The sequence below is a fragment of the Vibrio sp. F13 genome (genome assembly GCF_020806305.2).
In the GTDB taxonomy this organism is placed as follows: domain Bacteria; phylum Pseudomonadota; class Gammaproteobacteria; order Enterobacterales; family Vibrionaceae; genus Vibrio; species Vibrio crassostreae_C.
Genome location: NZ_CP170176.1, coordinates 65,678 through 91,540 on the forward strand (window position 1 = coordinate 65,678; position 25,863 = coordinate 91,540).

General features: G+C 45.0%; 20 protein-coding genes and 1 pseudogene. 10 read left to right on the top strand and 11 right to left on the bottom strand.

Annotated features, from left to right (window positions below; all coding sequences use genetic code 11):
• Positions 1 to 20: 20 nt before the first annotated feature.
• Both LMH68_RS15310 and LMH68_RS15315 read left to right on the top strand, forming a co-directional pair.
• Positions 21 to 1,010, top strand: a complete 990-nt coding sequence (locus LMH68_RS15310; protein WP_017059992.1) for a zinc-dependent alcohol dehydrogenase family protein — start codon at positions 21 to 23, stop codon at positions 1,008 to 1,010.
• A 301-nt stretch (positions 1,011 to 1,311) separates the two neighbouring features.
• On the top strand, positions 1,312 to 3,216 hold the full coding sequence (locus LMH68_RS15315) for a bifunctional metallophosphatase/5'-nucleotidase (protein ID WP_229647400.1): 1,905 nt from the start codon (positions 1,312 to 1,314) through the stop codon (positions 3,214 to 3,216).
• Between the two features lie 259 nt (positions 3,217 to 3,475).
• Here LMH68_RS15315 and LMH68_RS15320 read toward each other — a convergent pair whose 3' ends face one another.
• From LMH68_RS15320 to LMH68_RS15350, 7 genes are all read right to left on the bottom strand, one after another.
• Complete coding sequence (locus LMH68_RS15320; protein WP_017059994.1) at positions 3,476 to 4,624, bottom strand: iron-containing alcohol dehydrogenase; 1,149 nt, start codon at positions 4,622 to 4,624, stop codon at positions 3,476 to 3,478.
• A 46-nt stretch (positions 4,625 to 4,670) separates the two neighbouring features.
• Positions 4,671 to 5,318 (bottom strand): L-fuculose-phosphate aldolase, encoded by a 648-nt coding sequence (locus tag LMH68_RS15325; RefSeq protein WP_029236427.1) that lies wholly within the window; start codon positions 5,316 to 5,318, stop codon positions 4,671 to 4,673.
• Positions 5,319 to 5,336: 18 nt separating this feature from the next.
• Entirely contained in the window at positions 5,337 to 5,771 is a 435-nt protein-coding gene (gene fucU, locus LMH68_RS15330; RefSeq protein WP_017059996.1) for an L-fucose mutarotase, read from the bottom strand.
• Positions 5,764 to 7,212, bottom strand: a complete 1,449-nt coding sequence (fucK, locus tag LMH68_RS15335; protein ID WP_017059997.1) for an L-fuculokinase — start codon at positions 7,210 to 7,212, stop codon at positions 5,764 to 5,766. Before fucK ends, fucU begins: the two co-directional genes overlap by 8 nt.
• Positions 7,213 to 7,271: 59 nt before the next feature.
• Positions 7,272 to 9,020, bottom strand: coding sequence for an L-fucose isomerase (locus LMH68_RS15340; RefSeq protein ID WP_029236428.1), 1,749 nt, complete (start codon positions 9,018 to 9,020; stop codon positions 7,272 to 7,274).
• Between the two features lie 66 nt (positions 9,021 to 9,086).
• Positions 9,087 to 10,256: an L-fucose:H+ symporter permease gene (gene fucP / locus LMH68_RS15345; RefSeq protein WP_017059999.1), complete on the bottom strand. Its 1,170-nt coding sequence runs from the start codon at positions 10,254 to 10,256 to the stop codon at positions 9,087 to 9,089.
• Between the two features lie 197 nt (positions 10,257 to 10,453).
• The gene (locus LMH68_RS15350; RefSeq protein ID WP_229647401.1) at positions 10,454 to 11,140 is read right to left on the bottom strand and encodes a DeoR/GlpR family DNA-binding transcription regulator; all 687 of its coding nucleotides are present in this window, start codon (positions 11,138 to 11,140) and stop codon (positions 10,454 to 10,456) included.
• A gap of 734 nt (positions 11,141 to 11,874) precedes the next feature.
• Between LMH68_RS15350 and LMH68_RS15355 the strand changes: the two genes are divergently transcribed.
• Genes LMH68_RS15355 through LMH68_RS15365 form a run of 3 tightly spaced genes read left to right on the top strand, consistent with a single transcriptional unit; the run spans position 11,875 to position 16,249 of the window.
• On the top strand, positions 11,875 to 12,573 hold the full coding sequence (locus LMH68_RS15355) for an ABC transporter ATP-binding protein (RefSeq protein ID WP_102428548.1): 699 nt from the start codon (positions 11,875 to 11,877) through the stop codon (positions 12,571 to 12,573).
• 8 nt (positions 12,574 to 12,581) lie between these two features.
• Positions 12,582 to 15,116 (top strand): ABC transporter permease, encoded by a 2,535-nt coding sequence (locus LMH68_RS15360; protein WP_229647405.1) that lies wholly within the window; start codon positions 12,582 to 12,584, stop codon positions 15,114 to 15,116.
• 11 nt (positions 15,117 to 15,127) lie between these two features.
• Complete coding sequence (locus LMH68_RS15365; RefSeq protein WP_372127926.1) at positions 15,128 to 16,249, top strand: lipocalin-like domain-containing protein; 1,122 nt, start codon at positions 15,128 to 15,130, stop codon at positions 16,247 to 16,249.
• 674 nt (positions 16,250 to 16,923) lie between these two features.
• Here the strand turns inward: LMH68_RS15365 and LMH68_RS15370 are convergent.
• Positions 16,924 to 17,712: an AraC family transcriptional regulator gene (locus LMH68_RS15370; protein WP_029235520.1), complete on the bottom strand. Its 789-nt coding sequence runs from the start codon at positions 17,710 to 17,712 to the stop codon at positions 16,924 to 16,926.
• Positions 17,713 to 17,810: 98 nt separating this feature from the next.
• Between LMH68_RS15370 and LMH68_RS15375 the strand changes: the two genes are divergently transcribed.
• The 5 genes and pseudogenes from LMH68_RS15375 to LMH68_RS15395 all read left to right on the top strand — a co-directional run bounded on the left by LMH68_RS15375 (position 17,811) and on the right by LMH68_RS15395 (position 21,851).
• Positions 17,811 to 18,704: a DMT family transporter gene (locus LMH68_RS15375; RefSeq protein WP_017065645.1), complete on the top strand. Its 894-nt coding sequence runs from the start codon at positions 17,811 to 17,813 to the stop codon at positions 18,702 to 18,704.
• A gap of 48 nt (positions 18,705 to 18,752) precedes the next feature.
• Positions 18,753 to 19,007 (top strand): annotated as a pseudogene (locus LMH68_RS15380) (peptide ABC transporter substrate-binding protein); the annotation flags it as partial.
• Between the two features lie 406 nt (positions 19,008 to 19,413).
• Positions 19,414 to 19,917: an acyl-CoA thioesterase gene (locus tag LMH68_RS15385; RefSeq protein ID WP_017064263.1), complete on the top strand. Its 504-nt coding sequence runs from the start codon at positions 19,414 to 19,416 to the stop codon at positions 19,915 to 19,917.
• A gap of 237 nt (positions 19,918 to 20,154) precedes the next feature.
• Positions 20,155 to 20,427: a hypothetical protein gene (locus tag LMH68_RS15390; RefSeq protein WP_019822928.1), complete on the top strand. Its 273-nt coding sequence runs from the start codon at positions 20,155 to 20,157 to the stop codon at positions 20,425 to 20,427.
• Between the two features lie 388 nt (positions 20,428 to 20,815).
• A protein-coding gene (locus LMH68_RS15395; RefSeq protein ID WP_141707904.1) for an IS630 family transposase occupies positions 20,816 to 21,851 on the top strand; the annotation gives its coding sequence in 2 pieces (ribosomal slippage) (positions 20,816 to 21,274 and positions 21,276 to 21,851; 1,035 coding nt in all).
• Between the two features lie 251 nt (positions 21,852 to 22,102).
• Here the strand turns inward: LMH68_RS15395 and malG are convergent.
• The 3 genes from malG to malE all read right to left on the bottom strand — a co-directional run bounded on the left by malG (position 22,103) and on the right by malE (position 25,842).
• Entirely contained in the window at positions 22,103 to 22,993 is an 891-nt protein-coding gene (gene malG, locus LMH68_RS15400; RefSeq protein WP_017060050.1) for a maltose ABC transporter permease MalG, read from the bottom strand.
• An 11-nt stretch (positions 22,994 to 23,004) separates the two neighbouring features.
• The gene (gene malF / locus LMH68_RS15405) at positions 23,005 to 24,576 is read right to left on the bottom strand and encodes a maltose ABC transporter permease MalF (RefSeq protein WP_017060049.1); all 1,572 of its coding nucleotides are present in this window, start codon (positions 24,574 to 24,576) and stop codon (positions 23,005 to 23,007) included.
• A gap of 81 nt (positions 24,577 to 24,657) precedes the next feature.
• Entirely contained in the window at positions 24,658 to 25,842 is a 1,185-nt protein-coding gene (malE, locus tag LMH68_RS15410) for a maltose/maltodextrin ABC transporter substrate-binding protein MalE (RefSeq protein WP_017060048.1), read from the bottom strand.
• Positions 25,843 to 25,863: the final 21 nt, after the last annotated feature.

Consider the following 25,863-nt stretch of genomic DNA (forward strand, 5'->3'; position numbering starts at 1 on the left):
TCCATAAAGGTGCCCAAACTATGACTGACACTAAGCAAAATACCCGAATTAGCCAGTTCCGTTTCGGTCAGCCAAAAGAATCTCTCAAGTTAGAACATGTCGCTTTAGGGGTACTAGACAAAGATAAAGTTCGCGTACAAATTGAAGCGACTAACATCAACCCTAGTGATCTGTTGTCGATTTATGGTGTGGGCCAATACAAACATAGCCATCAGCCGCCGAGAGTACCGGGATTTGAAGCGGTAGGAAGGATTGTAGAATCCAGCAGTGCTGAGTTTATAGTGAATCAACGAGTGCTTGTGGCAACCAGTGGAACATGGCAGAACTATGTCGATGTATCACCAGATGATCTGTTCCAAATTCCTCAACATTTAGACAATGGCTACGCCTGTCAGTTGTACATTAATGCGCTAACCGCATGGGTGCTAACGACAGAAATAGCCAAGCTGACCCAAGAGGATGTGTTGATCATCAACGCGGGCAGTTCAGCCATCGGTAAGATCTTCTCCCAGTTATCAGCATCACTCGGCTTCAACATCATTGTCGTTACATCACAGCAGACACAATACCCTGCCACTTCCTGTTGGGTGATAGATGCGAACGCTGATCTAGTTTCTCAAATTAAGGCATTAGGCTTGCCTATGCCAACCGTTGCCTTTGATGCGATTGGCGGCTCACCCGGAACCGATCTTGTTCACACCCTTGGCAACAACGGGCGCTTTATCAACTATGGGACGCTGTCGTTGGATTTTTACGAGCCACGCTTCTTTGAGTACGCGAAAAACCAACACATCGATTTCAGCACCTTCTTCTTGCGTTATTGGGAGGAAGCAGAAGGTAAAGATGTTCGCCGTGATAAGTTCACGACCATGCTAGATCACTTCATCACAAACGACATTCAGCTCGACGTTGACCGCTATCTACCATTCGATGAAGTGCAAACCGCGATTGATCTCATTGAATCGAAAACCACACGCCTAGAGGGCAAGATCATCTTACTGCCACAGTAAGTGAGAGTTGGACGATATATACCTTGTTTATTTCAACAGGCAAGACGTTCAACAGCTTACAAGCGTGCTTGTTAATACACCATCGCTTAGGAAGTTTGATTAAAGAAATCGAAGATTGAAAAGATAGCGAAGAGTTGTGGTGCATTTCTCCATAACTTAAGTGGTTACGAGATGGTCATGAATCACATTTATTTGAAACATCAATTAGTTATATCATTAGAAATATGATACTGATCACCCATAAGATAACCTCGATTCTATATGGTAGCGTCATACTTAAAACCACGATGTGAACATACTTATGAAAAGACACATACTATCAAGCGCCATCCTACTCTCTCTAGCCTTTCCCACCTTTGCAGCTGATGGCGATATACACGATGTCACGATACTGGGTACTTCAGATATCCACGGTCATTTTATGGCGTGGGATTACGCGGCAGATAAACTCAACACGCGTGGTAGCTTGAGCCAAATCGCGACCAAAGTTGGTGAGATCCGCAAAGAGCAATCTAACATTATCCTTGTCGACGCTGGCGATACCATCCAAGGCAACTTCGTAGAAACCTTCAAAGACGAGCCCGTTGATCCAATGATGCTTGGCTTTAATCACATGAAATACGATGTGTGGGTTTTAGGTAACCACGAATTCGACTTTGGCCTCAAAACCCTCAACAGGGCCGTTACCCAATTTAAAGGGCAGTCTCTCGGTGGCAACATCAAGAACAAAAACGGAAACCCATTCCTGCCTGGTTACACCATCCTAGAACGCGGTAGCATTAAGATCGGCGTGATCGGAATGGATACCCCAATGACGGAGGTCTTTGCGCAAGGTACCAACCGTTTAGAAGGCGTCACTTTCACTAATCCAACCTTGGAAGTGAAGAAAATCGTCAAAGAGATTGATGATAAAGTGGATGCCATCATATTGGTTGCCCATATGGGAATTGAGAACGAGAATGACATTGCCGACACCGGTGTCACCGACATTGCCAATGCAAACCCAGAGCTTGATGCCATCGTCGCTGGCCACATGCACACTCGCATCGATAAAGCCGTTGTAAATGGCGTTATTATTACTGAACCCGACAGATATGGCCGCGCCCTATCTCGTATCGATCTTCAATTTGAAGAGCGCGATGGCACATTCACTCTCGTCAACAAAGACAGCTTCACCTATAAAATTAAAGGTATAGATTCTGATGAGAATATGGACGAGTTATACCAGCCTTATCACAAACAACTCCGAGAAATGGCGAACAGACCTGTCGCTCAGCTTACCGGCGTTGATTTAGTCCCAGAAAACGAAATCCGCGGTATCCCTCAAGTCCACGTTCAAGACACCGGCATCAGTGCGCTATACCAAGAAGCGAGCTTCTTCTATGCACCCAAAGCCAATGTCATCGCACTTCAAATAGACAACGACAATGCAGAGCTCGATGTTGGCCCAATTAAAGCCAAAGACATCGCGTACAACTACCAATACGCGGGTGGCGAAATCACTGTCTACCAGATGACAGGCAAAGAGTTAAGAACCTACATGGAATGGTCTGCGGGCTACTTCAACTCAGTGCAACCTGGCGATGTAACCTACAGCTTTAACCCTGACCGTAGAGCATCAAAATACTCAACCAATGACTTCTTCGCAGGCGTAACTTATACCATAGACCTCACTCAACCTGCAGGTACACGCATCACCAACCTTGCGTTTGCAGATGGCACACCGGTTACTGATCAAACAGAAATCCGTATTGGTATGAATAGCTATCGAATGGGTCATCTAACCAAGAAAGGCGGCGTGCTAGAAGGCGAATCGTTCCCTGTACTTTTTGATACGGAAGCAGAGTATGGAGAAGAAGCAGGCACAATCCGTAATATGACCATCAAATATCTTAAAGAAGAAAGGAACGGTCAGTATGAAGGTAAACCTCAACAACGATGGGCACTTTCTGGTTTAGAAAGCCGTTATAATGAACAACGAGAGATAGTGAAGTCATTGATTAATGATGAAACCATATCAATCCCGACCAGTGACGATGGCCGCTACACAAACATCGCTTCTATCAACGTAAAAGAACTGATGTTCAAATCTGACGAAGCGAAACAAGCTGCCATAACCACACGCGAAAAGAAACTGGCGCAAGCAACTGAGCAAGAGAGTAAGCAGATCAAACGCGAAATCACTCTGATTGAAGCGCTCAATTAATCCCTGACCTCAAACCAATAACGACTTAACGACGCTTAGAGCGTGGTTAGGTCGTTTTTGTTCCCATTTTCCAACACCACATCTGTACTGAGTAAAACGGTTAATATTGGATGAATGATCTGCAAAGGCCAACTCATAGTTGGACAAAATCTTCTCAGCGAGTTTCCCAAATTAGTGATTTATGAATCACTTCAAGTATTGCAAACCTCCAATCAAGTGGCCAAATTCACTCAGCCACTACAGTACCACTACACGGTTGCTATAACGCCAACTCGTAAAGGTGATAAACGTCTTCACTGGTCAACGTTCTTGGGTTGCCTCCCATACAAACATCATCCATGGCTTTTTGAACCCAACCATCAATATCCGCATGCTTAACCCCAAGATGAGCCAGCCCAGAAGGGATACCCACTTCACGAGACAACGTGCAAATCAGGTCCACCGCTAATAGGGCTGCATTAGTGTCGTCTAACTGAGACGTATCCCCACCCATCGCTTCAGCTACTTCCCTAAACGCACTTGGAATCGTTTGAGCATTGAATGCGCTCACCACAGGCAGCAAGATAGCATTACAAACGCCATGCGCTAGGTTGTGTGTTGCCGAAGGCTGATGTGACAACGCATGAACCGCGCCTAATCCGGCTGAGTTGAACGACATCCCCGCTAAAAATTGCGCATCAGCAAGTGCCGACCGAGCTTCTATGTTCGCTCCATCCTTTACTGCCATAGGCAGCCATTTGGCAATTAGCTTAACCGCCTCGAGTGCGGTCGGAAGTGTTAAACGATGGGCGCCAGGAGTCACAACCGACTCAATGGCATGGGTCAGCGCATCCATACCCGTTGCAGCGGTAACAGAGGCAGGCAAACCAACCATCAATGATGGGTCGTTAACCGCAACATCTGGAATCTGTTTGGTGTCGACGATCACCATCTTAACGAGATTCTTCTCATCGGTAATCACCGAATTGGACGTCATCTCCGCCGCTGTTCCCGCCGTTGTATTAATAGCAATAAAGAACGCACCGCTATTCTTAACCAGGCCGACCCCATTATAATCGGTGATTTCGCCTTCATTTGATGTGACAATACGAATCGCTTTCGCACAATCAATAGGGCTACCGCCACCAACCGCAATCAAACAATCGCACCCGCTCTGTTGGTAAAACTCAGCACCTTGATTAACCAAACTAACGGTCGGGTTAGGGGTGACCTTATCAAAGGTGACATAATCGAACCCTTTATCATCGAGTGCACAATAAAGAGAATCTAATATCCCCAATTCAATAAGGTTTTTATCTGTCACTATCATTGCTTTTTTTACGGGTCGACAGTCCAACACTGCAACAGATTCTGCCACCGCACCTACGCCGGATAATGATAGTTTTGGTAAATTTAATGCAAACACCATAGTCATTCCTTTACGGTAAGAGCCCGACGGATCGGGCCGATATCAATTACTTCTCAACTCGCAATCCATACGTCTTGAACTTATCGAGTACATGATCCATCTCTTGGTTTGGAAGCACTGGAACGTCTGGCTGAATCGCTGCACACTTGAGATAAAGCTCAGCCAATACCTCGGTTTCATGTGCTAACCACAATGCTTTCTTCAGATTTTCACCAACGGTGATCATGCCATGATGTTGAAGAAGAATAGATTTACTTTGACGAATGCCAGCATCTACATAATCAGCCAACTTAGGAGAGCCAAAGGTAGCATAAGGTACACAAGGTATTTCTGCCGCGCCCGATGCTGCAACCATATAGTGGATCGCCTGGATTGGACGATTGAGTATAGACACTGCTGTCGCGTTAATGGCGTGGTTGTGAACAACGGCATGGCAATCCTCTCTCGCTTGGTAGCAGGTTAGGTGGAAAGCCCATTCGCTTGATGGAATTTTGCCTTCCTCAAATTCTCCGGATTCGCTTACAAAAACGATCTTTTCCGGTGTCAGATTCTCATATTCAATACCCGTTGGAGTGATCAATAAACCACCTTCATAGCGCACCGAGACATTACCTGCGGTGCCTTGGTTTAATCCCAGCTTAGTCATCTCTAAGCATGTATCGATAATGTCTTGTGCTAGTTCATTTCTTGTTATTGTCATCGTATTACTTCCTTAAGCTGGCGTTACGCCTTTCTTTAAAATGATGTTTCCGTATTTAGCGGTTTCGCCCGTCAGTACAACTGCAAAGCACTTTTCGGCGCGGTCGTAAAAATCAAAACGATCCATGTGTTCTAATGCAGGCTTGTCTTTCGTGGTCTTTGTGATTGCCGCCATGTATTTCGATTCAACTGTTGGGTCGAGCTGGTCACCCTCTACTGCTTGCATCATGATCAGCGGGCTTTGGCAGTACACGTCGAGCTCAAATAGCGGTATTGTGCCCTCTAACAGCGTATCGATATTCACGCCATCGGCTCTTAGCACCACATGCGATCCAAACGTCTCCGCAGGAAAATGGGCGTCGGCAAACAGAATTTCATCGCCATGCCCCATTCGACTTAATACGGCAAGCAGTTCTGGGCTTATTGCCGGATGGATTCCTTTAAGCATTGTGTATTTCCTCCAATAACTGGGCGTATTGTTCACGGCTCTCAGACGGGGTGATGACTTGGTAAGCAGGCTTCATATTTTCTTGGGCATGATTGGCATCAATAAATACCCCAGCCCCTGCAAAGGCATACATCGCTGCCCCCGTCACTGTGGCTTCAGGCTGTTCAACCACATGGATAGGGATGCCAACAACGTCAGCTCTTATTTGGTTCCACAGTCTATTTTTAGACCCACCACCCACCACCATTAAACACTCGGTATTTAAGCGACAAGTCGTGGAAAGATAGTGCAGACTGCTCTTGAGTTTGAAGGCCAGTCCTTCTAGAGCGGCGCGGTATATCTCGCCCCTTGTGGCATTAATGGACAGGCCAGTAATCGCACCATTTCCTTTACCGTCACCACCAAGTAAAAAGGATGGATCGAACCTAACGCCATTTGCACCGATAGGGGCCGCTTCCCCTTCCGAAACCATCACCGCGTATTTACTGCTGCTCTCGGCAATATCCGTAAAGTAGGTGTTGGCGACCCATTCCATTACTGCACTAGAGAGCCATTGGATTGCTGGGTTAAACAAATCATTTTTAGCATCAAGCTCTGTTGTCATGCCCTCTTTGAGATAGTCAGGTTTTAACTGAGGACGTGGCGAACGAGCCATCAAGATCTCCCAAGTCCCTGAGCTTAAGAAAGACTGATTCTCTTTGGCACCAGAGCCGAACAAAGCAAACTGAGTGTCGTGACCTGCTGAAATCACTGGAACTCTGTTTGGAATGCCAAGCAGGAAGGCGACATCGTCTTTTAAACAACCCACTATTTCGCCCGCTTCAACCATGGGAGGAAAGTGCGCCTTCGTCAGCTCTAGGTACTGTAATACCCCTTCATTCCAGTCACCGCTGTCTAGGTCCGTCATCATCGACGTGCCAGCCATCGTTCGATCGGTTGTTAATTCGCCCGTCAGCTTTTGTGTCAACATCGACGAAATAAACACCCACTTATCCATATTGCTATAGACTTTTGGTTCGTTGTCTTTCAACCACTTAAGCTTGAATAAGGTATTGAACGAATAATCCCCGATGCCGTTGGTCAAATACAGTTCATCGCGGTCAATATCTTGCGAGATCTGGCTCATCACAGGCGCGGTACGAGCACATTTCCAAGAAATAATGGGATAGATCTGCTTTCCATCTTTATCGAAGGGCGCCCCGTCCACTCCAAAGGTAGTGACAGAAACGGCAACAATATCCGTCGAATTAATTTGAGCCGTTACCTGCTTTGAACACTCAACAAGCTTTTTCCAAATCTGTTGAAAATCCCAAACATGTTTAGTGCCATTCTGTAGCGTTTCATTAGCAATATAGTGCGACGCAACAATTTCACCTTGCTGGTTAATCGCAATAGAGCGGACGTTGGTGGCTCCGCAATCAAGAATAATAGCAATCGACATAACTCACCCCTTTAAGGCCTACCCCAAGTTGGGGCAGGCAAAATTAGTTACCTATTGAATTACTTATAGATAGGGCCGAAGTTCTGACAAGCGCGATAGTCCTGTCCCTCAACATCCTGACCAAATGCAGACCAAGTATGCGGACGAAAGATGTCTTGGCTATCCACGTTATGCATCGATACCGGAATACGCAGCATTGCAGCGAGAGAGATTAAATCGCCGCCAACGTGGCCTGAAGTGATAACACAGTGGTTAGCGCCCCAGTTTGCCATAACGTCATAAACCGATTTAAATGCGCCTTGGCCAGTCAAGCGAGGGACGAACCAGGTCGTTGGCCAAGTCGCGTTAGTGCGCTCATTTAGGGTATTATGAACATCTTCTGGCAGTTCGATAGAGTGCCCCTCAGCAATTTGCAGCACTGGACCAATACCCGAGATAATGTTGATTCGATGCATAGTAAATGGCATGCCACCTTCAGTTAGGAACTGAGACGAGAAGCCGCCCCCACGGAAGTATTCTTCAATGGCTGGGCACCATTTCGTTGCATTTAGAGACGCTTCAACGTCGGCTTGTGTCAGTTCCCAGTGCGGTTTCATCGCCGGCTTACCATCAGCTGTTCTCGCTTTACCTGCCCCATCGAGCGCTGCTGAGCCAGAGTTAACCAGGTGCAAGAAACCGGAATCTGGGCGGGTCCCTGTCACACGCTCTACCGCATCTTCAGACCAGTAGGTACGAACATCATGGAAAACCTGAGCCTCACCCGTCAGTAGCTTACCAAACATCATATTTACGCCGTTCAACGCGTCGTTTTCTGTTGCCACACAGATTGGTTCACGAATGCCGTTCCAATCAAATGAGGAGTTCAAGATGGCCTCTGAAAAATCGCCATTGGGCAAATGATCGGTCCAATGACGCTGACCTTGGAAGCCAGCCAGAATAGCATTGTGTCCTAGCGATTCTTCACCAAAGCCTAGCTCTGCAAGTTTTGGGTTGCCTTGCATCAAATCGCGCATGATCATGGTCATCTTAATGACGGTATCCCAATCCTCTGCTTTACGCTCTTCGGTGAAAGGTGTGCCGTTATAATCTTTACCTTCTTTACACCAGTCTCGTACCCAAGCACGTGCCAGTTCAAACTCTTTCTTGTCATAGACTTCTCGATCCAAACGGCGTTTGATTTCTGTCATATCGACATATTCATTACGCATGCCCAGATACTTCTGGAAGAACTCAGGGTTAACCACAGAGCCCGCGATGCCCATAGATACAGAGCCCATCGAGAGATAAGATTTACCGCGCATTGACGCGACGGCTAAACCTGCACGGCAGAAGCGAAGAATCTTGTCCTGTACGTCACTTGGGATTGACTCGTCTCCTGCGTCTTGCACTTCTTTGCCGTAAATTGAGAATGCCGGTAAACCCACTTGTGAGTGGCCTGCCATCGCGGCGGCTAGGTATACTGCACCTGGACGCTCAGTACCATTGAAACCCCAGATGGCTTTTGGTGTATGCGGGTCCATATCAATGGTTTCTGTGCCATAACACCAACACGGTGTTACTGTCAGTACAAGGCCCACATTTTCACGTTTAAATTTGTCAGCCGTCGCAGCAGATTCTGCTACACCACCAATACAAGAGTCGGCAAGGACACACTCCACTTTCTCTCCGCTAGCATGGCGAATATTCTCTTGAATAAAATGAGCTGCGCGCTGAGCCATTCCCATAGTTTGATCTTCAAGAGATTCGCGTACACCCATTTGACGACCGTCGATGGTAGGACGAATACCGATTTTAACTAACTGTGACATCATTGATGTTCCTTATTATTTCTTTAATTCAGGGGGCAGGTTAATGCTGCCCCTGTGGATAATTCTTTACTTAACTTGGTAACCTTTTGCGCCGTAGTACACTAGGTAAACGAAGCCAATGAATGGGATAACAAATGCGGCACCAATGCCTGCTGCATCTGAGATTTGCCCCATAATGGCGGTTAGCAGTGCACCACCCAGGATTGCCATGATTAAGAAGCTTCCACCAAACTTTGAATCAGACCCTAAATCTCTCAGTGATAGCCCAAAAATAGTCGGGAACATCAGAGACATACATGCAGACACACCGACTAGTGCATAAGCTCCTGCTAACCCACCCACTACCATGATTACAGCGACTAAAATCGCAGCGATCGCAGCCAAAGCAGCAAGTAGTTTTTGTGGTTCAATGTGTTTCATCAGCGCGACACAAACCCAGCGCATGACAGAGAAAATCACAATAGATGTCAGTAGGTATGTTGATGCTTCTGCTTCTGTACCGCCGACTTCTTGCATCACGTAACGAATAGTCCATGACCAACAACCAATTTGCGCACCGACATAGAAAAACTGAGCTAACACGCCTTTGGTGAAGTGGCTTCGCTTGACAATACGGCGGTACGCCTGACCAAATGTAGACTCACCGGTAGTACTTGTGTCCTTTGCGGCCGGCATCTTAGTTTTAAGAATCAATAGCCAAATTAAAGCAATAACAACTGCTACGCCCATATAGGGCATCATTACTGCGTACAGTTCGTCAGATTGAATTTTCGCTAGTTCGTCAGCAGCCATGGCCGCACGTTCACTATCCGTTGCAGGGTTTAGTTGCGATAAGATGTAAAATTTGCCAATTAACACCCCAGTGATCGAACCAATAGGGTTACAAGCTTGAGCAATATTTAGACGTCGAGTTGCGGTTTCTTCAGGACCCATCGCTAATATGTATGGGTTGGCACTTGTTTCTAGAATGGAGAGACCGCCAGCTAGAACAAATAATGCCAGCAAGAAAGGTAAATATTCCATTGCTTGCGCGGCGGGATAAAATAGCAGTGCGCCGGTTGCAAACAATCCAAGGCCCAAAAGCACTCCGGCTTTATAACTGTATCGCTGTATGAAAAGCGCAGCGGGAAGAGCCAAACAAAAATAAGCGCCATAGAAAGCCGTTTGTACCAAACCGGATTGCATATCGGTTAAAGTAAATACTTTTCGAAACTGTGCAATAAGTACATCAGTCATGTTATTTGCCAAACCCCACATGGCAAAACAACAACATAGTAGCCAAAAAGCAAATTTAATTTCCTTTGGTATTACCTCTATTTTATTATTCCTCTGTGTTTCAGACGAACTTATATTGAGAGTATCATTCATAAGATATCCTTATTTATTAATTAAATTATTTATTTTTATTTTAAAGTTTATTTTGTTTCACGTTATTACAAATCAGTTATTACTACATCTACCGATTCGTTATCACATATTTTAAGAAGACTTCTTTTTTTGTATTTAGATTTATCGGCAATTAGAATAACTTGATCAGATATATCGATAAAACTTCTTTTTATTTGATAGTTATATTCATTTGAATCCCAAAATCCTGAGTCATAATCAAACCCAACGCAGGAAAAGAAGCAGACGTCCAAAGACATATTAGCCAGTGTCTCCACTGCTAGTGGACCATAGAAACTACTGTACTTCTCGGAATAACTGCCACCAGTACAAATTACATTAATATTACTTTTACCTTCAAGGGCAATAACATTCTGAAGAGAATTGGTAATAATAGTGCAACTGATATTTGGAATCTCTCGAGCGAGACACCAACTCGATGAACTTGCGTCTAAACCTATTACCATTTCTTCTTTAATATAATCTAACGCTTTGCTTACCAGTAATTCCTTTTCTTCTATATAGTCCTTAGAACGCGCATGAAAAGAAAGACCTTCATCAATTTCTTGAACACTAATAGCCCCACCATGAACTCTTTTAAGTGCGCCCGATTCATCAAGCTTTTTTAAATCTCGACGAATGGTTTCCACAGAAACATTAAAGGCTTCTGCTATTTCTTCGACGGTTGCACTTCTTTGATCATTTATTAGTTCAACAATTTGTAAGCTTCTCATAATGGTCTCCCGCTTGCTTGATTATTAATTTACCAATGAAAAAATGGCAAAACTGTGACGAAATCGCCATCAAGCCCGTTATTGACCGATTTGTGACTGATATTGTGGACTATTAAACACAAATGCCCGAAACTTATAAAAACAGTCATTCATTAATAAGGAATTATAATTGTTAGAACAGCTTGTAATCACCACTTACATAGATTGAATGATATTGCGAATACTTGCCTATTTAGACCAAAGCGTATAACTCAGGAGAGGGGAGGACACGAAATGTCTGCACAGAGACAGTAATAAGAATCCACCAAGTAAACATGAAACAATGATTAGTTGAACTTGGCTAACTAAAGTGGGTAAAACAAGAGAATTAATACTCTAAGAAACTTGGGGGCATTAACAAGTTAGAAAAACAGCACTATCCCCCTCCCCCAACACACTTTCATAAAGAAAACCTTTAACACGTTAAACCATGATTTATTGCACTTAAACGTGGTCACGAACCGTCTGACGATAAATTCGAAAGCCTCTGAGGTGACTCTAAGCTCCCACAAACACCTGTATTCCTCCTCACACTGATCTATTTCTCTCTTTTCGCAGTACAAGTTATTAATTATTCGATATAAATCGCTTTCTTTTTCAAATTGTTGTCTACAGTTTTATAGAGCTTGTCGCTTCAGTAATTGCCACAAGTAACGACACCTTTTGATGGTAGGTTTTGGTTATAAGGAAAGGAAATGGAAAGCCCAATTGTCACACTTACACATGCCAGCAAAAGCTTTGTTGATGGCAACGATACCCATCACGTGCTGGAAAATGTCGACTTCGCTTTGGCGACAAGCGCAAGCGTGGCTTTAACAGGGGCGAGTGGCAGTGGAAAGAGTACTTTACTCAACCTAATCGCGGGCTTTGAACCTCTAACTGGTGGCGAGTTGTGGCTCGATAACGAGAACACATCAGATTGGAGAGATCCACAGTGGAGCCGATTCCGCCATCAAAAGCTAGGCGTGATCTTTCAACAGTTCAACTTACTAACCCCACTCAACGTAAAACAAAACATCGCCTTCCCGCTCCATTTGAATCAACAAAAATGGAGCGACTGGTGCGATTATTTAGTTGATGCATTGGGTATCAACGAGTTACTCGAAAGACATGTATCCGCACTCTCTGGCGGTCAGCAACAACGAGTCGCAATAGCGCGCGCGCTAGCCCATAAACCCAAACTATTGCTTGTCGACGAACCCACAGGCAACCTCGACCACAAAGCAGGGTTAGAGGTTATGAAGCTGCTGAGTGAAATCACCACTCAAGGCAACACTGCGGTGCTTTTGGTTACGCACAGCCCAGAATGCGCCAGCTTTATGCAGACAAAATTGGTGTTAGATGATGGTTGTTTAAGGAACGCCGATCTAACCCCAAGAGCAGCAGCGTTGTGAGTAATCCAATGAAGCAAACTGGCTTCGCTCAGAACCAGCTCACCCATACCAAACTGACTCTGAATCTATTCGCGGCGCACTATCGTCAATCACCATTGCAAGCCGCAGCGATTCTGATCGGCATTGTGTTAGCGGTCACCTTGTTTGTCGCAGTGCAAGCCATCAACCTCAATGCCAAGCGCAGTTATGCAGAATCGACCGAACAACTTAGCGCCCAAGCGCAGAACCTGATCATTCCACCAGCAGGGCAAAACTATTTACCAGAATCGCTCTACTTCAAGCTAAGACAGAATGGATTAAGCGCAGCACTACCCGTGATTGAAGGACGAGTGAGAGACGAGCAAGGTCGTCGTTGGTCGGTACAAGGCAGTGAGCTAATCGCCGCCCTCACTTCAAGATCTCGCCACGCTCGCATCGACGAAAAAAGCAATACTCAAGCCAAAGAGCCAAACATTTCCCTGTTAGACAATGCCTTACCTTTGCCGCAACTCTTAGCGGGTGAACCCATTGTGATGATTAGCCAATCTCAGCACCAGAGTTTGGACGAAGTAGACGCACTCACTTTGGATGAAGTGCTCACTCAAGTGGTAGTGCTACCAGATGAATGGCAGCTCGGTAGCAGAATGTTGATGGATATTGGGTTCGCTCAGCAACTGCTTAACAAGCAAGGGCAACTGAGCTACATCGCTATTTTTGACACTAAGAGCGACACGAACAGCAACACACAGGATAAATGGCAAAGCCTTATTGGCGAGCAAGGGCAATGGATTTCCAACAACCAAAGCACAGATCTCGGTTCAATTACCGATAGCTTTCACCTCAATCTCACCGCCATGAGTTTGTTGGCGTTTTTGGTTGGCCTATTCATCGCTTACAACGGTGTGAAATATAGTCTGCTGAAACGTAATCGGCTGTTGGTGCAAATTCAACAAGCCGGCATTGCGCCAAGCATCGTATTTTCAGCTCTGTTAGTCGAGCTGACTCTTTTAGTCACACTAGGCGCGTCGCTTGGTTTCATTTTCGGCATTCAACTCAGCCATTGGCTACACCCAACCGTCGCGATAACGCTTGAGCAACTTTATGGTGCAACACTGCTTCCCGGCACATGGCAGTGGCAATGGTTAGTGCAGGCACTGCTACTCACGCTGGCCGCAACGCTTGTCGCGTGTTGGCAGCACTTTAAACAGCGCGTGCGACAACCCCTCTCTTCCCATGGCGGTTTCTATCAAGCGCCGGAAACGTCTAACGAAAATCAGCTGTTTGTTATCGGGTCAGTATTAACTATTCTAGCGTTAGCAGGGTTATGGATGAGCGAACATCACCGCCTCACCATGGCATGGCTCGGTGTGTTAGTGGTGTCGATTCCTTTGTATTTGCCCAAAACGCTCAGCGTGCTAGCGAACTGGAGCGAAAAACGCACCCAATCGGGGTTAATACAATATCTGTTCGCTGAGCTGCGTGAACTTATCTCCCCTCTCTCCCTTGCCATGATGGCGTTGCTTCTCGCTGTCACCGCCAATATCGGAATGAATACCTTAGTCGGCAGCTTTGAATCCACGTTAAAGCAATGGCTTGAACAGCGCTTACATGCCGATATTTACGTTAGCCCTGCCCAAGGTGAAATCGCGAATGTGGAACGTGCGTTAGAGCAGTTTGAAAATGTTGAAACCGTTTATAAGCAATATTATGTCGATGATAACTTGCAGGGCTTACCTACTTTGCTCGGCACCAAAGACAAAGACACACTTGAGCAAACCATGGTATTTCAATCCCACCTTGATGATTTCTGGACGCGCTTTTACCAAGGTGAATTCGTGGCGATCAGCGAACCTACGGCAGTGAAGCTCGGCTTGCCGCTTGGAAGCCGACTCAAGCTCGACGCGATCCAAGACAAAGCGCTCATCGTCGGGGCGATTTTCCACGATTACGGCTCACCGAATGGCGAAGTGTTACTTGCACCTAATTTGTGGATCGAAAGCGGATTTACTGACTTACCCACCAGCTTGGGAATCAAAGTCTCTGGCGACCCACAAGTGGTGTACGAACAGTTACGCCAACAACTCAATCTGCACCCAGGTCAGCTTTACAATCAAGCACAGATCAAATCGATCGCTTTAGAGATCTTCTCACAAACTTTTGCCATCACGCGGGCGCTTAATGGCGTCACATTAATGGTGGCGGTGATTGGGTTGTTCTGCGCCTGTTTCATGTTGCTCGATGCACGTAAAGCCGCCATTGCAAGGCTGTATGCACTCGGTGTTAGTCAGAAAAAATTGATGGCAATGGTGGTCGGGCAAATCGTTGTTCTGGTCGCCTTCACTCTGGTTATCGCTTTACCACTCGGCGCTATGGTCGGTTATGTGTTGACGGACATCGTTACCCTACGCGCCTTTGGTTGGAGCTTAAATTACGTATGGAATTGGAGTGATGCACTCAGCATCGCAACCATCACCATTTTAGTGGCAGTGATTGCGACCTTGATTCCACTGTGGCGTTTGGTCAGCAAACCCGTGGTATCCAGTTTACAGAGTGAGGTGTTGTGATGAATCGAACAATGAGAGTTTTCGTTCTCACACTTGGCATCTTGCTCCTTTTAGGGTGCGATGAATCCACTCAACCATCAGCTCAAAATATGGGCTCAATACTTGGCACTGGAAAACAAACCGACGATGAAACACAAAAAGAGACTGATCAATTCACACCGGTAGTTAAAGGTATCGACATCGCCTTCCCTGCCGACCATCAAGCACATCCAGATTTTCGTCATGAATGGTGGTATTTAACCGCAAACTTAATTGATGAAGAAGACAATGTGTTAGGTGTGCAATGGACACAGTTCCGCTTTGCGGCTGCACCACATGAAAGTGGCAATAGCACCAAGGAAACTACGTGGCAAAGTCAGCAGATTTACATGGCGCACAGCGCTGTCACCACTAAAAATAAACACTATGCCGATGAAAAATGGTCACGTGACCAAGCTGAACTGGCGGGTGTAAGCGATTCGCCGTTTCGTGTTTACCTCGATGATTGGCAATGGACGTCGACGACCGATGACCTGTTCCCAGCTACATTGGTCGCTAACTCGGGTCAATTTGGATATTCGCTTAAGTTAACCAACAACGCGCCTTATCAAAAGCAAGGCGAACAAGGCTACAGCACTAAAAGTAGCGATGGCAAAGTGGCTTCCTATTACTACAGCCAACCATTCATCGATGTATCGGGCGAAGTAACCATTGATGGCATCACGCATCAGGTGTCTGGTAAAGGTTGGATAGACAGAGAGTGGAGCTCTCAGTTTTTACTCGACTCACAACAAGGTTGGGATTGGTTTGCGCTGAGGCTGAGTGATGAAACCAGCTTGGTGGTATTTCAACTTCGAAACTCAACAACAGGCAAAGCCAATTATTCCCATGCAAGGTTGATGAATCAAGATGGCTCCGGCATCACGATTAAGCAGCAAGACATCAGCTTAACTGCTATTAATCAAACAGAAATTGAAGGACGCGATTACCCGACAGAATGGCAAATTTCGATTCCAATTCAACAAATCGAACTGACCGTCTCGGCACTCAATCCAAATGCCAAAATGCCGCTTTCGGTTCCTTATTGGGAGGGGCCAATCATGATTAAAGGTTCTCATTCCGGAGCTGGCTATATGGAGTTGACTGGGTATTAAGTCGTGTATTAATAAAGGTGGAATCTGACAACAAATACATCGCGATAACCATCAACTAAACCACTTTTAACCAAAGCCTCTACCACGGAGGCTTTTTGCCATTCATCATGTTCTATTTATCTAAACGCTTGTTACAAAATATCTAATTTAACCAAACACTGAGCTCCCCTAAAATACCAATCAAATGCTTAGGGGAGATAGAACATGATTAGCTCAGTACACAATGACGAACTCAACAGATACATAGAAAGACTAGACTTAAACCTTACCAAGGCTCAGGTTCGTGAACTTGGTTAGCAGCAAAGTAATGAAGAGGTAGGAAAAGAAAAAACAGTATTAGGCTCGTGGTTTTTCTTTTCTTTCTTTGGCTTATGTACGTCTGCATGTCTTGCGCTGCTAATGTATATCTCATGAAGATAAACAAAACAATGACCACGTATAACCAGCATGGAACCTTCAATTGGTTCGAGGTCGACGGAGAAACGTACATACTGTTCAAAGTGGGCAGCAACAGTGCTCTATTGAACCAACACTATGAGGATGTCACCGAACAACAGAGCGAAATATATGGGCTGTTAAGGGCGATTCCATAAGCTCATACTGCACGTATTCACTTGTGGTCTATCTACGCACTAACTAGCGCAAACATCCGTTCTTTTGGCAACAAGACCGAGCTACAACAAACGGTTCTTATACTGCTCTGGCGTTTGGTTCGCGTAACGTTTGAACATGGTGATAAATGGGCTTGCTTGGTTATAACCCAATGTAAGAGCGACCTCTTTAACCGATTGGCCGTTTCTCAACAAGTCCATTGAGTATAGGTAGCGCACTCGCAGTCGCCACTCGGTAAAGCTCATTCCAAGCTCGGTCTGGCAGTGGCGAGAAAGGGTTCTTTCCGTGGTGTGGACACGTTCAGCCCAATCTTTCAGCGTCACTTCATCGGTTGGGTTCTCTTCAACAGAAGCCAATATAGGCGCTAGATACTTATTATCGGTTGAAGGCAAGAAGTGGTGTTCAACCTCACGCTGCGCAAGTTGGTCAAGCAGTACCTGAACGAGCCTTTGGTCTTGCTCGGTTTCCGCAACATTGATCCCACGATCGCGAAAATCATCGATAATAGAAGACACAATCGGCGTGATCTTTATAAGGCTGGTTTTATCTGGCAGGTGTTGCGTGAGTTCTGGGGCGATATTTAGTGAACAGTAGTCCAAAGGCTTACGGTTATAACTGCAATGCATCACCCCGGCCGGTACCCAAATCGCTAGATGTGGTGGCGCTAGAAATCGAGTGCTTTCCGCTTCCATCTCTAATATACCACCACTGATCAATTGAACCTGTCCCCATGAGTGGCTATGAACTCGGGTTTCAGTGTTCGAAAGAAACGCTTCAAAATTCATAAATACGTTGGATGGTGCCTTATCAATTAATAAGGATGGATGAAGGTTTCTGGAGTGTTTTTTCAAACTTGTCTTCCTATCGCGCTTAATGTCTTTCTAAAGATACTTGTAAGTATAACGACCTGTCAAACTAGCCGCACCAACTCATTCGCCACGGAATTCACATGCATTACCTATTACCATTTTTTACAGTCTGTATCTGGGGCGCCAATGCAATCGTCAACAAGCTTGCTGCAAGCACCATAGAACCTAGCGCAATGAGTTTTTACCGCTGGTTTTTTGCGATGTTAATTCTCACGCCTTTCTGTATTCGCCCAGTGATGAAGCAGTGGGCTGTCATTAAGCCAAACTTATCTAAATTAGCGTTCCTCGGCTTTTTGGGCATGGTGTTGAACCAATCTCTAGGTTACTACGCAGGCTTAACCACAACCGCCTCTAACATGGCATTAATCACTTCTTTGGTTCCATTGGTCAGTGTATTTTTAAGCGTCCCTTTGCTGCACAAGTCGATTTCTAGTTTGAGTATTGTTGGCGGTGTGTTGTCACTATCAGGCTTAGCCCTGATGTTAGGCAAAGGCGATCCGTTATTCTTCATGCATCAAGAATTGACTCAAGGCGATGGCTATATGCTAATTGCAGCCTTTGTTTATGCTTCTTACTGTGTACTACTGAAACGCTGGAAAATGCCAATCAGTAGCTGGGTGGTGATATACATTCAGGGTCTGTTTGCTGTCGCGATGCTTACGCCACTTTGGCTTACCAGCGAACAACTTTTACCACCGCAACAAGCGCTCCCATTGATAGCTTACGCAGCGGTTGCCGCTTCGATTTTAGCGCCTTGGATGTGGGTGAAAGCGATTGACACCATTGGTGCTGACTCAAGCGCGATGTTCATGAACTTGCTTCCGGTTGTAGCGATCGTATTAGCCGCGACATGGCTTGGCGAAGAGATTAACCAGTTCCACATCATTGGTGGTGTGATGGTGATTTCAGGTGTCATCCTTGCTCAAATCAGAAGAAAACCAAGGCTTGAGGCTCCTCTCCCTCAACAAAGCTAAACGCATTACCCAACGCTCACATTAGGGTAAAAATTCAAACTCACGTTTCACACAGCAAATGAGAGTGGCTACTGTAATCCATACTATGATGAGCCCTTACAGCAAGCGAGTAAAACGGAAGATTAGTCTAAACGCTTTACTTTATATCAGCACGATGAGTCGTTACTCAACTATTCTTCAGCAGTTATACCTTTATATAATTAAAATCACACACGATTAGTGCGAAATACACTAAAAGGCTTCCCAAACAATAATCCGAAAGGAAATATCTACGCGAAGGATCTATACTTTTTAAAACAGTAAAAGTGAGCTGATAAGAAAACAATAATCACTACCACTTTAGTGGTATCTGAGATACAGCCACTTTAACTAAACCAAATCAACAGCGGTTGGTTGGCTAACACAAAAAAGTACCGACATGAGTACCACACGGCTTAGAAACACCTAGCATTACGCTAGGTGTTTTTTTTGCAATCGACCTATCTAGTGACTTAATCAGTATTTCTATTCTCTTGCTTGATATCACTTCATCCATGTTTGCCATTCGCCTGATACGCCTTTAAGCACCAATATTCATCAACTGATCATCTGTTTGAAAAAAATAGTCTTAACCATGAGATTATCCGCTTTAACTTATGTCATCTTAAGTATATTGTTACTAGCAAGTAACAAGCATGTTACGCAGCAAAATAATAATGAAGGAAGATAGATGAGCAGTAGCAATAGCCGACAAAATGGTAAACGAGACGTTACTCTGCGTTTTTTAGCTGAACCCGGGGATGTGAACTTTGGTGGTAAAGTTCATGGTGGTGCAGCAATGAAGTGGATCGATTTAGCAGCCTACGCTTGTTCCGCAGGTTGGAGCGGTAAATACTGTATAACAGCCTATGCAGGCGGAATTCGATTCGTTGCCCCAATTCATGTAGGCAACCTTGTGGAAGTAAGTGCAAAGGTCATTTACACAGGTTCATCTTCAATGCATATCGCTATCGACGTGCAAGCAAGCGACCCTAAAGAGCTCAATAACCGCCTAACAACTCACTGTATCGTTATTATGGTCGCTGTCGATGAGAATGGTAATCCGACTAAAGTGCCAGAGTGGATACCAGAGACGCCAGAAGACATCGAATTACGAGATTCGGCTATTCGCCTAATGAACATGCGAAAACAGATTGGTGAAGAGATGGAAGCTCACGTGAAGTACCTTAAGTAAGGTCCACCAGCTGCCCTCCCCCTACAAAACCTTATTACAATGCCAAGCGCCTGCTTGGCATTGATCTATTTGATACCTTCGTGCTCTACACAGCCAAATCCGCTGCACACCCAATACAGACGATAAGAGCGTGATACCCAGCCAAAGGTTGAAATGAATCGGCACTTGTTCACTGATTTATTTTGACTGTAATAAAGTCGTCATTTTGCTCTGATTAAATACCGCCAATCATAATAGATGCATTTGAATTTCTTGGAGCCACTCTTGAGCGTCATACGCCCCACTCTTAGCGAGTCTACACTGAACAATTTAAAGGCTGTTGAGTACCAATGGGTTAGAACTTTGTACGTCGAAGGCTACGACAGCAATGAAATCAACCACTATATCCAAACGTGTTTCGGTGGAGATCCGACATTTGCCGATCTATTTCGTCGCGTGGCACTCGATCAAGAAAGTATCTATGTGTTGTTGCAACACTTAGGTTGTGCTCCTTCTAGTAAAGAGTTCTAACTTCTAAGTCCCACCAAAAACCAGAAGCATAAATAAACCTACCTCCATAACCCTCATGAATGTCACTTGGATATTCTGTAACTACCTCTCGCTTACCCATACATTTTCAGTGCAATTTCAGGTTTTGTTGCATACAAATCATTGAAGTATCACGCATTGGAATATTCACAACATATCAATAGTACAACAGCCACTTATACTGAGTGTCTGATTTGTGAGACTAGTTCATTTCTACAAGTAACCAAAATGAAGTGGTCGGTATTTAGGAGAGAAGTAACTCGAAACTTTGGGTTTTAAAGTAGATATGAGCGCGATAGTTAACGAGTAATACCAATTAAAGTAAAAATGTGATCTAATTAAGATTGATGAATTATTGTGAAATTTAGCCATGGATAGCCTTAATAACACTGACTTCAAAAAGCTTGCGAGCCAGCAAAAAACCATTCAGATGAAGATGCGTTTACTTGCGCTAGCACACTTTAAAGACGGCCTCTCTCGTACACAAATTGCAAAATCTCTCAAAGTCAGTCGAACCAGTGTCAATAAATGGGTTCGGATTTTTTTTGAAGAAGGCCTAGAAGGACTTCAAGAAAAACCTCGGACTGGTAGGCCTGCATACCTCACCGATGAGCAGCGGGCTCAACTCAGTGCCTTCATAAAAAAAGAAGCTGAATCACCTTCTGGTGGCCGCCTTGTTGGAAGCGATATACATGACTACATCGTTAAACACTTTGACAAGCACTACCACCCTAATTCCATCTATTATCTCCTCGACCACATGGGTTTTTCTTGGATAACTTCTCGTTCCAAACACCCTAAACAATCACAGCAAATACAGGACGATTTTAAAAAAATTCCAAATCGAAACGATCCTTAAGATCCCCGGCCATATTGGGCTAGAGAGTGTTGATGTCTGGTTTCAAGACGAAGCTAGGTTTGGTCAGCAGAACACAACAACACGTCTTTGGGCTACTCGTGGAACGAGACCTCGCGTAGTAAAACAGCAGCAATTTGAATACGCTTATTTGTTTGGCTCAGTGTGCCCATCGAGAGGGATTGGTGAGGCAATGGTCGTCCCTTGGGTTAACAAAGACATCATGATAAACCATCTAGAGCAGATATCTAAAGTCACAGAAAAAGACCGTCATTCAGTGGTAATAATGGATGGCGCAGGATGGCATACCGATGATATTGCTAACCCATTTGATAATGTCAGTATTATCAAATTGCCGCCATACTCACCAGAGCTTAACCCTATAGAGCAAGTGTGGAGTTGGTTAAGGCAACACTATCTAGCAAACCAAAACTTCATTGATTATAACGATATTGTTTCGAAGGTCTGTAGCGCTTGGAATGGATTTCTTGAGTGCAAAGATCGCGTCACAAAAATGTGTACAAGAGATTGGACTGACCTGATCAGTTAATTTTCCGGATTGGTATAACGCTGACACAAAAAACAAAAAGTAGCAGGCATAAAAAAACCCAAGTAAATACCTGGGTTAGAGTTACAAAAACCACTAATCATTAATAGCGTAAGGAACCTGATTAGTAGCCAGCTATGCGTAACTTGAGGGTTATTTTTATTACTGATCGGCGGCCAAACCAAATGATGTAATAAAAATGCCAATATAGAGCGACCTAACGGTCGCTCTTTTTCTTTCTTATAGAGTACAGCTTATCCTTTTACACCACCTGCCGTCAAACCACCAACTAACCAACGTTGAGCAAGTAAGAACACGATAGTAATCGGAAGTGCTGATAGTACAGCCGCTGCCGCAAAGTCACCCCATAGGTAGTTCTGAGGGTATAGGTACTGCTGCATACCTACTGCTAGCGTGTAAGAGTTCACATCTGTAAGTAGGATAGACGCTACTGGCACCTCACCCACTGTCGCGATGAAAGATAGGATAAACACAACCGCTAGGATTGGCACAGACAGCGGTAGTAGAACCAGTCTGAATGCTTGCCAAGGCGTTGCACCATCAAGGGCTGCTGCCTCTTCCAGAGAGTTATCAATCGTCTCAAAGTAACCCTTAATCGTCCATACGTGCAGTGCAATACCACCTAGGTAAGAGAAGATTAGACCACCGTGTGTGTTCAAGCCTAAGAACGGAATGTATTGACCAAGTTTGTCAAACAGCGCGTAGATTGCTACTAGAGCCAATACTGCTGGGAACATTTGGAAAATCATCATCGCTTTCAGGATTGTGTTCTTACCTTTAAAGCGCATACGAGCAAACGCGTAAGCCGATGTCGTAGACAGTGTCACAATCAGAATCGATGTGATACCTGCAACCTTCACTGAGTTCCATAACCAAGTTAGCACAGGGAACGGAGGTGACGTTACCGAGCCATCTGCGTTCGTTACTGACATACCCAATGCTAACTTCCAGTGTTCCAATGATGGGTTATCTGGAATCAAACTACCGGTTGCGAAGTTACCTTCACGGAACGAGATCGCGATGATCATCAGTAGTGGGAAGATAATCATTGCCAAGAAGCACCACAACACTGCATGCGTTGCCCACACTCGGTATTTAAGGCCTTTACCTTGTACCATAGCCATTGTCGTGCTCCTTAATCTTGAGACAGTTTAGTGAAACGAAGGTTTAGTAACGCTAGTGCACCAACCAATAGGAAGATAAGCGTTGCGATAGCACTTGCTAGACCGAAGTCTTGACCGCCGCCGCCTTCGAATGCAATTCGGTACGTGTAGCTTACAAGCAAGTCTGTGTAACCCGCTGGCTCAGAAGTACCAATCATGTTCGGGCCACCGTTCGTCAATAGTTGAATCATTACGAAGTTGTTGAAGTTAAAGGCAAACGCTGCAATCAATAGCGGTGTAAGCGGTTTAATCATCAATGGGAACGTAATGCGCTTGAAGTTATCAAGGAAGTTCGCACCATCGATTGCTGACGCTTCGTATAAATCATCAGGAATCGCTTTAAGCAGACCCATACATAGAATCATCATGTAAGGGAAACCTAGCCATGTGTTAACCATCAACACCATGGTTTTCGCTAAGATAGGGTCTGAGAACCAGTTCGGGCTTAAGCCGAAGATATTCTCGAGCACCATGTTGATCTCACCAAAGCTTTGGTTGAATAGACCCTTAAAGATAAGAATCGAGATAAACGCGGGTACGGCGTAAGGCAGAATCAGTAGAACACGATAAATAGAACGACCTTTCAACTCTTCCCATTGCACGATGTTAGCCAATACAAGGCCGATAACTAGCGTGAACGCTACGGTACATACCGAGAAGATAACCGTCCAAATAAAGATGCTGATAAACGGTTCTTTAATGCCGTCATCTTTCCATACACGCTCAAAGTTATGCGTACCAATGCTAACCACGAAACCTGGAGAGATGGTATTACCCGTAAACTCACCATTTGCATCAACAGGCTGGTAGAAACCCACATCCATATTTGGCTTGAGAACTTCACCCGTTTCATTGTTGATTAACGTTTCTTCATCGTCTTGTAGCGTGTAAAGCGGAGCAACAGAAGCAAACTTACGTAAGCCACTCATGCGGATGTCACCACCGTCAGGTAGATTGAAATCAACACCACTGATTGCTGCTCGGTTTTGAATGATCGCTTTGATCTTCTCTTTTTCACCTTGCGCAGACTCAATAACAGATAGGTCCATCTCTGTTTCTGTCATATTGTCTAGAGAAAATACGTCAGTCGCTAACAGTTGATCGCCATCTTTTACAACGATCTGGTGACCGTCATCTGTCTTGTACAAAGTAAATGGGTAGCTCTCACCGCTTTGGAAAGAACGGTCTAAAAGAACGGTTTGAGTACGCTCTAGAGAAAGTTGGTTTTTCGCGCTGTAGTTAGTAAACGCAAGCCCTACGGTGTATGCCAATGGGAAAAGAATGAACAAGATCATTCCGGCAATACCTGGGTAAATATAACGGTGGGCGTAAGTTTTTTTACTACCAAAAATGTAAAGTGCCAAAGCCGTTAAGATCACTGTAAGCAGCGCAAAAGCGAGCTCACCGCGAGAATACATTAGAATTGTAGCGTAGCCGTTTATTAAGCCAACGCTACCAAGCAACCCCCATTTAATGAAGACGCTTTTACTGCCTGGAAGGCTTGATGGTGCTGGGATAGCATCTGTACCTTGAACTGACTGCATAGAGGAACCTGCTAGCGATATAGATAAAAAATAGAAAAGTAAGGAGAGGTTACCCTCTCCTTAAAAGGTAGTGCCTGGGTGTTACTTAACCATACGACCTTCAGCAGCTTTTAGTGCTTGGTCTACTGATTGACGGCCGTCAACTACGTTGCCGATCGCTTCTTCCATGCTGTACCAGAATGTTGTGAACTGAGGGATGTTAGGCATGATTTCACCGTTCATCGCGTTGTCCATTGTTGCTGCAATACGAGTATCGCTGTCTAGTTGACGTTGGAAAGAGTTAAGAGCAACAGCGCCTAGTGGCTTGTCGTCGTTCAGGCTCTTCATACCTTCATCTGTTAGTAGGTAGTTTTCCATGAACTCAACAGCTAGGTCGCGGTTTGGAGACGCAGTGCTGATACCACCTGCCCATACACCAACGAAAGGTTTAGACGCTTTACCGTTGAACTTAGGTAGTGTTGTTACGCCGTAATCTACGCCAGCTTTCTTGATGTTTTCCCAACCCCAAGGGCCGTTGATTGTCATTGCAACGTTACCCGCAACAAATTCAGACTCAGCAACTGAGTAATCCATGTCTGCAGAGATAACCTTGTCTTGTACCATCTTCTCGATGAAACCTAGAGACTTCTGAACACCATCAGTCGCTACGCCCGCATCTTTAATGTCGTAACCTTCTGCAGTCTGTTTGAATGCGTAACCGCCGTCAGCTGCAAGTAGAGGCCATGTGAAGTAAGCGCCGCCACGTAGAGGCCACATGATCGCTTTCTTGCCGTCTTTTTTAAGTTCAGCATCAAGTGCTGGGATTTCTTCCCAAGACTTAGGTGGGTTAGGAACAAGCGCTTTGTTATAAATTAGCGAAACTGACTCAACAGCAACAGGGTATGCGATTGTTTTACCTTCGTATGAAACAGCGTCCCATGCGAAGTCTACGATGCCTTCTTTAGTTTCTTTAGAAGGTTTGATATCAACAAGAAGTCCCGCTTCTGCATAGCCGCCAAAACGGTCATGTGCGTAGAAGATCATGTCTGGGCCATCGCCAGCTGCTGCTACTTGAGGGAATTTCTCTTCTAGCTTGTCAGGGAAAGCGACGGTTACTTTAACACCAGTATCTTCTTCGAAGCGTTTACCTACTTCAGCCATGCCTTCATAAGCTTTGTCACCACCTACCCAGATTGTTAGTTGTCCTTCTTCGATAGCAGCATTTGCACCAAAAGAACCCAGAGCAACTATTGTACCTAGAGCTACAGCGCTTAGAGCGTTTTTCATGTGAATATCCTTTTTATATTT